We start from the raw sequence: 12,685 nt of genomic DNA on the forward strand, positions 1-12,685 counted from the left end.
GTGGTCCATGGTACGCGTCCTAACTGTTCGAGGCGCCACGTTCAGGTGTCGGGAAAGCCCTGGTAGCGGACCGGAGATCGGCGGCGCAGAAGCGTGCGCTAGTTTCGAGCCGAAACCCGAATCTGCACGAACTTCTCCACAAGGAGTAAATCGACGTGAGCGCAAGTCCTCTCAAGGTCGCTGTCACCGGCGCCGCCGGCCAGATCGGCTACAGCCTGTTGTTCCGCCTGGCGAGTGGCTCGTTGCTGGGCCCCGACCGCCCGATCGAGCTGCGTCTCCTTGAGATCGAGCCCGCCCTCAAGGCGCTGGAGGGCGTCGTGATGGAGCTCGACGACTGCGCGTTCCCGTTGCTGTCCGGCGTCCAGATCGGCGCGGACGCGAACAAGATCTTCGACGGTGTGAACCTCGCGCTGCTGGTCGGGGCGCGGCCGCGCGGCCCGGGCATGGAGCGCAGCGACCTGCTCGAGGCCAACGGCGCGATCTTCACCGCGCAGGGCAAGGCGCTGAACTCCGTCGCCGCCGACGACGTCCGCATCGGCGTGACCGGCAACCCGGCCAACACCAACGCGCTGATCGCGCTGAGCAACGCGCCCGACATCCCGAAGGAGCGGTTCTCCGCGCTGACCCGCCTGGACCACAACCGGGCGATCTCGCAACTGGCCCGCAAGACCGGCGCCGCGGTCACCGACATCAAGAAGGTGACCATCTGGGGCAACCACTCGGCCACCCAATACCCCGACATCTTCCACGCCGAGGTCGGTGGCAAGAACGCGGCCGAGGTCGTCAATGACCAGAACTGGATCGAGAACGACTTCATCCCGACCGTCGCCAAGCGTGGCGCGGCGATCATCGACGCGCGGGGTGCCTCCTCGGCCGCCTCGGCCGCCTCGGCGACCATCGACGCCGCCCGCTCTTGGTTGCTGGGCAGCCCGGACGGAGACTGGGTGTCGATGGCGGTCTTCTCCGACGGCTCCTACGGCGTGCCGGAGGGGATCGTGTCGTCGTTCCCGGTGACCACCAAGGACGGCAACTGGTCGATCGTGCAGGGGCTGGAGATCGACGAGTTCTCCCGGGGCCGCATCGACAAGACCACGGCCGAGCTGGTCGACGAGCGCAGCGCAGTCACCGAGCTGAAGCTGATCTGAGCGAGGGCCGCCGGCCTGGTGAGACCTACCTCACCAATTAGGCCTACTAATGGGTAGTCAGTACGCTGAAGCGCGTGTCCGAATTGCTTGAATCGATACAGACGCAAGCCGTGGACGGCGTCATCACCGACGCCGAGATCTTCGAGGCACACGTAGGCGGCAAGCTCTCGGTAGGCCTCACCTCCCCGCTGGACACCCAACGCGCGTTGTCGATCGCCTATACCCCCGGCGTGGCACAGGTCAGCCGAGCGATCGCCGCCGACCAGGCCCAGGCTGCCCGGTACACCTGGGCGAACCGGTTGGTGGCCGTGGTCAGCGACGGGAGCGCCGTCCTGGGCCTCGGCGACATCGGACCGTCGGCATCGCTGCCGGTGATGGAAGGCAAGTGCGCGCTCTTTCAGGCGTACGGCGGGCTGAACGCAATCCCCATCGTGCTGGACACCAAGGATCCCGACGCGATCGTGGAAACCCTGGTGCGCATGCGCCCGACGTTCGGCGCCGTCAACCTCGAGGACATCGCGGCCCCGCGTTGTTTCGAGATCGAGCGTCGCCTCATCGAGGCGCTGGACTGCCCGGTGATGCACGACGACCAGCACGGCACGGCGATCGTGGTGCTCTCCGCGCTCATGGGTGCCAGCAAGGTGCTCGGTCGCGACATGACGTCACTGAAGGTGGTGGTGTCCGGAGCCGGTGCGGCCGGTGTCGCATGCACCAATCTCCTTATGGCGATGGGTGTTTCGGATATCACCGTGCTCGACTCGCGCGGGGTTCTGCACACCGGTCGCGACGACATGAACGACGTCAAGGTGGCTCTGGCGCGGCGCACCAATCCCGCCGGCCTGACCGGCAGCCTGGCCGAGGCCATCCGCGGCGCCGACGTCTTCCTCGGGTTGTCAGGGGGCGTGGTGCCCGAGGAGATGATCGCCACCATGGCCCCCAGCGGGATCGTGTTCGCTCTGTCCAACCCCGATCCGGAGATTCACCCGCAGATCGCGGCCAAATACGCCGCGGTGGTGGCCACCGGCCGTAGCGATTTCCCGAATCAGATCAACAACGTGCTTGCCTTCCCCGGGGTTTTCCGCGGGGCGCTGGAGGCGGGAGCGCGCCGGATCACCGAAAAGATGATGGTCGCCGCGGCCGAGGCGATTTTCTCCGTCGCCAGCGACGACCTCGCACTCGACCGGATCGTCCCCAGCCCCCTGGACACCCGGGTCGGGGAGGCGGTCGCCAAGGCGGTGGCACTGGCCACGGACGCCTCAGGCACTTCCGGGGTGTGAGAATCGGCAGACTGGCGGCGCCGCTGCTCGCCGCCGCGCTCGCAGTGGCCGGCTGTGCTCCCGGCGCCGGCGACCCCCGGGCCAGTGCCGAAGTGGTGGTCGGATCCCGGGCTGACGCCGACTCGGCGCTGCTGGCCGGCGTCTACGTCGCCGCCCTCCGGTCATACGGATTCGGTGCGCGTGCGGCGACTGCGCCCGACCCGAAACCGCAATTGGATTCCGGAGCGTTCACCGTCGTCCCCGCCTTCACCGGCCGCACGTTGCAAGCTTTGCAGCCCGGCGCGACGGCGATGTCGGACAAAGATGTCTACCGCGCAATGATCGCGGCGCTGCCCGAGGGAGTGGTGGCGGGCGACTACACGACGGCCGCTGAAGACAAACCCGTGTTGCTGGTCAGTCAGCCCACCGCCAAGGCGTGGGGCGGTAGTGACGTCAGTGCGGACTTGAGCACGCTGCCCCGCCACTGCGACGACCTCGTTGTCGGGACCGTCGCCGGACATCAGGAACCGTCGACGGTCGGCTCCTGCCGGCTCGCTCAGCCGCGCGAATTTCCTGATGGCGTAGCAATGTTCGCCGCAATTCGGTCCGGGCAGCTGACCGCGGGGTGGACCACCTCGACCGACCCCGGCGTTCCCGGCGACTTGGTCGCGCTGGCCGATGGCCAACCCGCACTGATCCGTGCCGAGAATGTGGTGCCGCTCTATCGCCGCAATGCGCTCAGCGATCGCCAGTTGCTGGCGATCAACGAAGTGGCCGGTGTGCTGGATACCGCGGCCCTGGTTGAGATGCGCCGGCAACTGAGCACTGGTGCCGACCCGCAGGCGGTGGCGGGCGGCTGGCTGGCCGAGCATCCGCTCGGCCGCTGACCTCAGACTTTCGGCATCAACCGGCCCATGACCGGGCCGAAGAGCTGCTGGTAATACGGGCCCGCCACCCGGACCATCACGTCGAGAAGTTTGGCGTCCGTGCCGACCAGGACCCGGGCCTTCTTCTTGCGGACCGCGTCCAGGATGATCGTGGCGGCGCGGTGGGGGCTGGTCCGGGCGAGCCGCTTGTCGAACAGCTTGGCGAGCTGTTCGGGGTCGAGTCCCTCGGCGGCCGTCGCGTTGCGCGCGATCGCGGTCTTGATGCCGCCCGGGTGCACCGTGGTCACCGCCACCGGGTGCCCGGCCGCCGCCATCTCCTGCCGCAGCGCCTCCGTGAAGCCCCGCACGGCGAACTTGGCCGAGTTGTAGGCCGCCTGCCCGGGCACCGAGAAGAGCCCGAACACGCTGGACACGTTGACGACGTGCCCGTCGCCGGAGGCGATCAGGTGCGGCAGGAGTGCCTTGGTGCCGTTGACGACACCCCAGAAGTCGACGTCCATCACCCGTTCGATGTCCTTGAACTGACTGACTTCGACGTCGCCGGTGAAGGCGATGCCTGCGTTGTTGTAGATCTGGTTGACCTTGCCGAAGTGCTCTCTGACGGCGTCGGCGTAGGCCAAAAAGGCCTCCCGCTCGGTCACATCGAGGCGATCGGACTTGAACGACGCGCCGATCGCCTTGAGCTGTTCTTCGGTGTGGCCCAGGCCCTCCAGGTCGACATCGCTGATGGCCACTTTGGCGCCGGAGCGGGCCAGCTCCACGGCCAGCGCCTGCCCGATACCTGAACCCGCGCCCGTCACCACCGCGACCTTGCCGGCGAACCCTTGCATGAGCACCCTTCCTTATCGGCACGTTTGCGTCGAGGCTAGCCGGTAGCGGCGGTCCCCGATTGCCGCGGGGTCGCAGATCCCGCGGTCGCGCCGGTCAGCCGAAGGCCGTGTCGATGATCTCCTGCTGCTCGACCGCGTGCACCTTCGACGAGCCCGATGACGGGGCCGACATCGCCCGGCGCGAGATCCGCTTGATCCCGGTCAGCTTGTCGGGCAACAACTCTGGCAGCTCGAGCCCGAAGCGGGGCCACGCACCCTGGTTGGCCGGCTCCTCCTGCACCCAGAAGTACTGGTCGACGCTCGGGTAGCGGTCCAGCGTTTCCGCCAGCCGGCGCTTGGGCAGCGGGGCAAGCTGCTCGATCCGCACGATCGCCACGTCCTCGCGGTTGTCCTTGGCCTTGCGGGCCACCAACTCGTAGTAGAGCTTGCCGCTGGTCAACAGGATCCGGGTGACCTTGCTGCGATCACCGATACCTTCCTCGTAGGTCGGCTCTTCAAGCACCGAGCGGAATTTGATCTCGGTGAAGTCCCGGACGTCGCTGACCGCCGCCTTGTTGCGCAGCATCGACTTCGGTGTGAACACGATCAGCGGCCGCTGCACGCCGTCGAGGGCGTGGCGCCGCAACAAGTGGAAGTAGTTGGACGGCGTCGAGGGCACCGCGATCGTCATCGAACCCTCCGCCCACAACTGCAGGAAGCGCTCGATGCGGCCCGAGGTGTGGTCGGGACCTTGGCCCTCGTGGCCGTGCGGCAACAGCAAAACGACGTTGGACAGCTGGCCCCACTTGGCCTCACCGGAGCTGATGAACTCGTCGATGATCGACTGCGCGCCGTTGACGAAGTCACCGAACTGCGCCTCCCACAGCACCAGAGCGTCCGGGTTGCCCACCGTGTAGCCGTACTCGAAGCCGACGGCGGCGTACTCCGACAGCGGTGAGTCGTACACCAGGAACTTGCCCCCGGTGGGGGTGCCGTCGGCGTTCGTCGCCAGCAGCTGCAGGGGCGTGAACTCTTGGCCGGTGTTGCGGTCGATGATCACCGAGTGCCGCTGGGAGAAGGTGCCGCGCTTGGTGTCTTGACCCGACAGCCGCACCAGCTTGCCCTCGGCCACCAGCGAGCCGAGCGCCAGCAGTTCGCCGAAGGCCCAGTCGATCTTGCCCTCGTAGGCCATCTCGCGCCGCTTCTCCAGCACCGGCTGCACCCGCGGGTGGGCGGTGAAGCCGTCCGGTGTCGCCAGGAAGGAGTCACCGATGCGGGCCAGCAGCGCCTTGTCCACCGCGGTGGCCAGGCCCGCCGGCAGCATCTGGTCGGCCTCGACCGATTCGCTCGGTAGCGCGCCGTGTTTCTCGAGCTCGCGGACCTCGTTGAACACCCGCTCCAGCTGGCCCTGGTAGTCGCGTAGCGCGTCCTCGGCCTCTTTCATCGAGATGTCACCGCGGCCGATCAGGGCTTCGGTGTAGCTCTTGCGGACGCCGCGCTTGATGTCGACGACGTCGTACATCGCGGGGTTGGTCATCGACGGGTCGTCGCCCTCGTTGTGCCCGCGCTTGCGGTAGCACAGCATGTCGATGACGACGTCCTTCTTGAACTCCTGCCGGAAGTCGACGGCCAGCTTGGCCACCCACGCGCACGCTTCCGGGTCGTCGCCGTTGACGTGGAAGATCGGCGCCCCGATCATCTTCGCGACGTCGGTGCAGTACTCACTGGACCGCGAGTACTCCGGCGCGGTGGTGAAGCCGATCTGGTTGTTGGCGATGATATGGATCGTGCCGCCGACCCGGTAGCCGGGCAGGTGCGTCATGTTCAGGGTTTCGGCGACCACGCCCTGACCGGCGAACGCGGCGTCGCCGTGCAGCATCATCGGGACCACCGAGAAGGCCTTCTCGTCCCCTTGGTCCTCGGCGCCGTGGTCCAGCAGGTCCTGCTTGGCGCGCACCAGACCCTCCAGCACCGGGTCAACGGCCTCCAGGTGCGAGGGGTTGGCGGTCAGCGACACCTGAATGTCGTTGTCGCCGAACATTTGTAGGTACACGCCGGTGGCGCCCAGGTGATACTTGACGTCTCCCGAGCCGTGCGCCTGTGCCGGGTTGAGGTTGCCCTCGAACTCGCTGAAGATCTGCGAATAGGGCTTGCCGACGATGTTGGCCAGCACGTTGAGCCGGCCGCGGTGCGGCATGCCGATGACCACCTCGTCGAGTCCGTGCTCGGCGCACTGGTCGATCGCCGCGTCCATCATCGGAATGATGCTTTCTGCACCCTCCAGTGAAAAGCGTTTCTGGCCAACGTATTTGGTCTGAAGGAAGGTCTCGAAGGCCTCGGCCGCGTTCAGCTTGCTCAGGATGAACTTCTGCTCGGCCACCGTCGGTTTGACGTGCTTGGTCTCGACGCGCTGCTGCAGCCATTCCTGTTGTGAGGGTTCGAGAATGTGGGTGTACTCCACGCCGATGTGGCGGCAGTAGGCATCGCGCAGCAGGCCCAGCACGTCCCGCAGCTTCTTGTACTCGCAACCGGCGAAGCCGTTGACTTTGAACACCCGGTCGAGATCCCACAACGTCAGGCCGTGGTTGAGGATCTCCAGATCGGGGTGGCTGCGGAACCGGCTGCCGTCCAATCGCAGCGGGTCGATGTCGGCCATCAGGTGACCGCGATTGCGGTAGGCCGCGATCAACTCCATCACCCGGGCGTTCTTGTCGACGATCGAGTCCGGGTTGTCGGTGCTCCACCGCACCGGCAGGTACGGGTTGCCCAGCTCGCGGAAGATCTCGTCCCAGAAGGCGTCCGACAGCAGCATCTCGTGGATGGTGCGCAGGAAGTCGCCGGATTCGGCGCCCTGGATGATGCGGTGGTCGTAGGTCGAGGTCAAGGTGATCAGCTTGCCGATGCCCAGCTCTGCGATGCGCTCCTCGCTTGCGCCCTGGAACTCGGCCGGGTATTCCATCGCGCCGACCCCGATGATGGCGCCCTGGCCGGCCATCAGCCGGGGCACGGAGTGCACGGTGCCGATGGTTCCGGGGTTGGTGAGCGAAATCGTCACTCCGGCAAAGTCTTCCGCGGTCAGCTTGCCGTCGCGGGCGCGCCGGACGATGTCTTCATAGGCGGTGACGAACTGCGCGAACCGCATGGTTTCGCAGCCCTTGATCCCGGCGACCACCAGGGAACGCCTGCCGTCTTTGCCTTGCAGGTCGATGGCCAGGCCGAGGTTGGTGTGCGCCGGCGTCACCGCGGTGGGCTTACCGTCGACCTCGGCGTAGTGCCGATTCATGTTCGGGAACTTCTTGATCGCCTGCACCAGCGCATAGCCCAGCAGGTGGGTGAACGAGATCTTGCCGCCGCGGGTGCGCTTGAGCTGGTTGTTGATGACGATCCGGTTGTCGATCATCAGCTTGGCCGGGACGGCGCGGACGCTGGTCGCCGTGGGCACGTCCAGCGACGCCGACATGTTTTTGACGACGGCCGCCGCGGCGCCGCGCAGCGTCTGCAGCTCGTCGCCTTCCGCCGGCGGGGGAGTGGGGGTTTTGGCCGGTCGCGGCGCGACCCCATTGCCGGCGGCGGCACTGGCGGGCGCCGCGGGCTTGGCGGCCTCGGTGGTCTGTGGGGCTGCCGGAGCCGGTTTCGCCGGCGCCGCGGGGGCGGCTGGCGGCCCATCACCGCTGGTCGGGGCTACCTGCGTGGGTTCGCCTGCGGGCTCCGGGTTGTAGTCGACCAGGAACTCGTGCCAGCTCGGATCGACTGACGAGGGGTCATCGCGGAACTTGCGGTACATCTCCTCGACCAGCCATTCGTTTTGCCCGAATGGTGAACTTATGTTGCTCACGACCGCAGTTCGCCTCAATCCTTCTGTTCCGCACGCGCATTCCCGCGGCGCCTGCTCACTTGTCGGTCCCGGACGACCGAACACCTCACACCGATGGCGATACCCATTGTTCCGCCCTATAAAGGCTAACCTTTCGCCGCCGATCCGCCAGGTTGACCGGGGGACACGAGGAGCACCGAGGCGGTCCCCATGGTGGCGACCCGCTGCGCCCGGCTACGCCGCGCTTGCGATCGCCGCGGCCGCGCCTGCGATCGCCACTAGCCGGCTTCGTGGATCGGAGGCACCAGGTGCAGCGCGCGGGGCCAGCGCGCGGGCGGGACGCCGAACGCCCGGTTGGCGTTACGGATCATCTTCTTGCCGGCGAGGTAGTTGCCGATGGCGCCGACCACGACCCCGATGCCGACCGGCAGCAGTTTGCCGAACAACAGGGCGCCCCGCCGCACGGTGTACTTTCGGACCCACGACTTGAGCAGCCGTGAGTTCAGCTTCGACATCGACGACAGGGGCACCGCGGCCAGGCTCTCGGAAATCCAGCCGCCGTTGGTGCGGCGCGGACCGATCAGCTGCGCGACGGCGTGCTCGCTGTTGTCGCCGGCCAGGACCGCCAGCACCAGCGCGCGGCGGCGTTCCCGGTGATCGGCCGGGATGTCATAGACCACCGCCACCGCCAACACGAGGAACGCGGTGGCCTCCAGGAACGTCACCGTCTCCGCGGCCGCCGCGGACAGGGCGCTGATCGTGCCGATGCCGGGGACGGTCGCGGCGGCCCCCACGGCAACGCCGCCGGCCGTCACGATCGCCAGGTACCGCTTCTGCAGTTTGGCCAGGATCTCCGCCGGGCCGGCATTCGGGTTCGCATTGCGCAGTCGGGTCACATAGGCCTCGGCGGCCGGGCCCTGCACCCACGAGCTCCTCTCGATGACCTGCGCCAATGCCCGCGTGGACATCTTGGGTCGACCGTTGTCCACGGTCGGCTGCTGTCCCGGGTTGGACATGGTGAAGAACCGGTTCGGCGACCTTTTCCGTCGAGCCCGCATACTCTCTCTCCTGCAAACGGCGTTCCCCCAGGCTAACGCGCCCGGGGCAAATCCTGACGCGTTACGCACGCTGGCCGGGTCCTAGGCTGCCGGCCTATTGCCTCACCGGGAATAATGCAGGCTGGATGTCTGCGGCGGTCGGTGTCGTTTGCCGGCCCTCATGCTGGTTACCGCGGCGCGCGTCGTGTATGACCTGCGTGGGTTGAACCGGTCGACTAACCGGGGCTGAACAGCATCGTCGGGAGCGAAAGCGAAGCGAGGTGGGGTCGATGACGACGGCTACGCCCCGCACGCCCGGGGGGCGCGCGGGACCGGCGCCGACCCGGGCCGCCAACCGCTGGGATTTTCTCACCCGAAGCTCACCGCAGTCGCAGAACCCTTGGAACCCGCTCTGGGCGATGATGATCGGCTTCTTCATGATCATGGTCGACTCGACCATCGTCGCCATCGCCAATCCGACCATCATGGCCGGCTTGCGCATCGGCTACGACACCGTGGTCTGGGTGACCAGCGCCTACCTGCTGGGGTATGCGGTCGTGTTGCTGGTGGCCGGGCGCCTGGGTGACCGGTTCGGCCCCAAGAACCTCTATTTGATCGGCCTGGTCGTGTTCACCGCGTCCTCGGTGTGGTGCGGCTTGGCTGGCAGCGCCGCCATGCTCATCGCGGCGCGTGTGGTGCAGGGCGTCGGGGCGGGGCTGCTCACCCCGCAGACCTTGTCGACCATCACCCGGATCTTCCCGTCGGAGCGGCGCGGCGTCGCGGTGAGCCTGTGGGGTGCCACCGCCGGTGTCGCCAGCCTGGTGGGCCCCCTGGCGGGTGGTGTCCTGGTCGACGGGCTGGGATGGCAGTGGATCTTCTTCGTCAACGTCCCCATCGGCGTCATCGGCCTGGTCCTGGCGTATTGGCTGATTCCGGTGCTGCCCACCCAGTCACACCGCTTCGACGTGATCGGGGTCGTGCTGTCCGGCGTCGGCATCTTCCTGATCGTGTTCGGGCTGCAACAGGGGCAGGCCGCGCATTGGCAGCCCTGGATCTGGGCGTTGATCGTCGCCGGCGTCGGATTGATGACGGCCTTCGCATTCTGGCAGTCGCTGAACGCGCACGAGCCGCTGATTCCGTTGATGATCTTCGGCGACCGAGATTTCAGCCTGTGCAACGTCGGGGTCGCCATCATCTCGTTCACCGCGACGGCAATGATGCTGCCGCTGACGTTCTACGCGCAGGCCGTGTGCGGGCTGTCGCCGACGCGCTCGGCGCTGCTGATCGCGCCGATGGCGATCGCCAACGGCGTCTTCGCGCCCTTCGTCGGCAGGATCGTCGACAAATACCATCCGCAGCCCGTGCTCGGCTTCGGGTTCTCGGTGCTGGCGATCGCGCTGACCTGGCTCACCTTCGAGATGTCACCGACGACACCGATCTGGCGGTTGGTGTTGCCGTTCTTCGCGATGGGCGTCGGGATGGCGTTCGTGTGGTCGCCGCTGACCGCCACCGCTACGCGTAACCTGCCGCCGCAGCTGGCTGGCGCAGGCTCGGCGGTATACAACTCGGTGCGCCAGCTCGGCGCTGTGCTCGGCAGCGCCAGCATGGCCGCGTTCATGACATGGCGGATAACCGATGAGATGCCGCCCCAGCCGTCCGGCGGGGCCGCCGGTGGGCAGGCGCTCACCTTGCAGTTACCCGAGTTCCTGCGCGAACCATTCGCGGCCGCGATGTCGCAATCGGTATTGCTGCCGGCGTTTATCGCGCTGTTCGGGATCATCGCCGCACTGTTTCTGGTGGGCTTCGCGCCGTGGTCGGGCAAGGGCGATGGCAGGGGAAGCGACGATCCACTCGGTCCTGACGACGACGTCGTCGACGACGACTACGACGATGACCACTACGTGGAATTCGTCCTGGTCCGCGAGCCTGACGCCCGCGGGGAAAGCGATCCCGAGCCGCCCCGGCCGGCGGTCGAACGCCCGCGTCCGGCGTCCGCCGGAATGCCGCGGCGCGGCGCGGCCGCGCAGGTCCAACCAATCGGGCACGCCCACAACGGGTCTCATGTAGACAGCGGCAGAGGCCTTCGCCAGGTGGCGGTGCGGCGCCCGCCTAAATCTTTCCCGCCCGGCGATCGCCTCACCCGGCCGCCGCGCCGCCCGCACAACGGCTCGGCGGTACCGGGATTCCCCGAGGGCGAATCCCGGCGGGGTCAGCATCACCGTTCCGATCCGGACGACGATCCCACCGGTTCGGGCCGGCACTCGTCAACCGGCTAGCAGTCGATTTGTGTCAGAGCGCAGGTACGAAACCACTGTGCCGCAGCGTCTTAGGCAATCAACACCGCAACCGATGCGTCCGGTCCGCTCGCTGATCGCTTCGGGCACTTAGCTTGTCTTTCGGTGCACTGGTCGACTGGGAGCGCCTAGCGCTATGAACCCGTCCTCTACAACCACATTGAGCTCCGGCGGGTCGCGCGAGGAATAGCGCGACCGCGAGCTATCGTGGCGCCGTGCGTGATCGGTGCGGGTGCAGTGCGACACCGCCTCTCTCGCGCCGTGATGTGCTCAAATACGCTGCGGCGGCGCCGATTATGCTGACTATCGGCACCGCCGCATCAGGTCTGGTCCAACCCTCGAGTGCGGCAGCCGATACGTCCTTGGTTTCGGCGGTCGGAGCGCCGGGGCGGGACCTCACTATCGTCACCCGGGCCGGGTGGGGCGCCGACGAGTCGATTCGCAGCCGAGCGCCGATCTACGACAACGGAATCAAGGCAGCCGTCGTGCACCACACCGCCGGTGTAAATGAATACGCGCAGCAAGATTCGGCGGCAACGGTGCGGTCGATCTACGAGTACCATACCCGCACTCTGGGCTGGTCGGACATCGCGTACAACGCCTTGGTCGACAAGTACGGTCAGGTATTCGAAGGCCGCTTCGGCGGGATGACCAGAGCGGTTCTGGGCACTCACACTGGAGGGTTCAACCGCAACACGTGGGCGGTGTGCATGATCGGAGACTTCGACGCGGTGGCGCCCACGCCGGTTCAACTGCACACCGTGGGACGCCTGCTCGGGTGGCGTCTGGCCCTCGACGGCGTCGATCCGCAGGACAGCGTCGCGTTGACATCGGAGGGGGGCCCCTACACCCGTTTCCCTCAAGGCACCCCCGTGGGCTTGCCGTGCATTTTCGCTCACCGCGACGTCGGCGATACCGATTGTCCCGGCAACCTTGGATTCCCTTTGATGAACCAGATTCGTGACATTGCTGCGCGATTCAACAAACGCCCCAGCGCCGACGATCTGGCGCAGTCGCTGCAAGGTAGTGCGATCTATGACCGGTGGCAGGCGATGGGCGGCATGAAGAGCGTCTTGGGCGCACCAAAGTCGTCGGAATCGACCGGGGCGGAAGCGACGCGCTACGTCATCTTCGAGAAAGGGGCAATGTACTGGTCGCCGACCACCGGGGCGCAGCCCGTGACTGGCACCATCTATGCCGCGTGGGGCACCCTGGGCTACGAACATAGCGCTCTGGGGCTGCCGACCAGCACCGAAATCCAGGAGCCGGAGTGGGTCGTCCAGAATTTTCAACATGGCACCCTGAACATTGAGCGTCGGAGCGGGACGGTCGTTACCGTGATCAACGGTGTTGCTGCCGTCGTACCGCCGCCTTCAGCAGATGGCCCGCCCGTGCAGGTTGAACGCTTTTCACCGATGCGCAATCGAGTTTGATGCGAAGATC

General features: G+C 66.9%; 8 protein-coding genes. 5 read left to right on the forward strand and 3 right to left on the reverse strand.

Annotated elements, in window-relative coordinates; genetic code table 11:
* The first annotated feature begins 155 nt into the window (after nt 1–155).
* The 3 genes from AC5Y4H_RS18095 to AC5Y4H_RS18105 all read left to right on the forward strand — a co-directional run bounded on the left by AC5Y4H_RS18095 (nt 156) and on the right by AC5Y4H_RS18105 (nt 3,288).
* Entirely contained in the window at nt 156–1,145 is a 990-nt protein-coding gene (locus AC5Y4H_RS18095; RefSeq protein ID WP_499983705.1) for a malate dehydrogenase, read from the forward strand.
* A 74-nt stretch (nt 1,146–1,219) separates the two neighbouring features.
* Nucleotides 1,220–2,422, forward strand: coding sequence for an NAD(P)-dependent malic enzyme (locus tag AC5Y4H_RS18100; RefSeq protein ID WP_499983706.1), 1,203 nt, complete (start codon nt 1,220–1,222; stop codon nt 2,420–2,422).
* On the forward strand, nt 2,419–3,288 hold the full coding sequence (locus AC5Y4H_RS18105; protein ID WP_499983708.1) for a glycine betaine ABC transporter substrate-binding protein: 870 nt from the start codon (nt 2,419–2,421) through the stop codon (nt 3,286–3,288). Before AC5Y4H_RS18100 ends, AC5Y4H_RS18105 begins: the two co-directional genes overlap by 4 nt.
* A gap of 2 nt (nt 3,289–3,290) precedes the next feature.
* Here AC5Y4H_RS18105 and AC5Y4H_RS18110 read toward each other — a convergent pair whose 3' ends face one another.
* From AC5Y4H_RS18110 to AC5Y4H_RS18120, 3 genes are all read right to left on the reverse strand, one after another.
* Entirely contained in the window at nt 3,291–4,118 is an 828-nt protein-coding gene (locus tag AC5Y4H_RS18110) for an SDR family NAD(P)-dependent oxidoreductase (RefSeq protein WP_499983709.1), read from the reverse strand.
* 94 nt (nt 4,119–4,212) lie between these two features.
* The gene (locus AC5Y4H_RS18115; protein ID WP_499983710.1) at nt 4,213–7,932 is read right to left on the reverse strand and encodes a multifunctional oxoglutarate decarboxylase/oxoglutarate dehydrogenase thiamine pyrophosphate-binding subunit/dihydrolipoyllysine-residue succinyltransferase subunit; all 3,720 of its coding nucleotides are present in this window, start codon (nt 7,930–7,932) and stop codon (nt 4,213–4,215) included.
* 257 nt (nt 7,933–8,189) lie between these two features.
* Nucleotides 8,190–8,969 (reverse strand): hypothetical protein, encoded by a 780-nt coding sequence (locus AC5Y4H_RS18120; protein ID WP_499983712.1) that lies wholly within the window; start codon nt 8,967–8,969, stop codon nt 8,190–8,192.
* Nucleotides 8,970–9,238: 269 nt separating this feature from the next.
* Between AC5Y4H_RS18120 and AC5Y4H_RS18125 the strand changes: the two genes are divergently transcribed.
* Nucleotides 9,239–11,224 carry an MFS transporter gene (locus tag AC5Y4H_RS18125; protein ID WP_499983715.1) on the forward strand — a complete coding sequence of 662 codons (1,986 nt, stop codon included), beginning with the start codon at nt 9,239–9,241 and terminating at the stop codon, nt 11,222–11,224.
* Nucleotides 11,225–11,457: 233 nt separating this feature from the next.
* Nucleotides 11,458–12,675, forward strand: coding sequence for an N-acetylmuramoyl-L-alanine amidase (locus AC5Y4H_RS18130; protein WP_499983716.1), 1,218 nt, complete (start codon nt 11,458–11,460; stop codon nt 12,673–12,675).
* Nucleotides 12,676–12,685 lie beyond the last annotated feature (10 nt).

The sequence above is a fragment of the Mycobacterium sp. NGS58 genome, assembly GCF_059812385.1.

Excerpts from the sequence above, each read along its gene's own strand:
- AC5Y4H_RS18110 (WP_499983709.1), bottom strand. The coding sequence starts at position 4,118 with ATGCAAGGGTTCGCCGGCAAGGTCGCGGTGGTGACGGGCGCGGGTTCA.
- AC5Y4H_RS18120 (WP_499983712.1), bottom strand. The coding sequence starts at position 8,969 with ATGCGGGCTCGACGGAAAAGGTCGCCGAACCGGTTCTTCACCATGTCC.
- AC5Y4H_RS18125 (WP_499983715.1), top strand. The coding sequence starts at position 9,239 with ATGACGACGGCTACGCCCCGCACGCCCGGGGGGCGCGCGGGACCGGCG.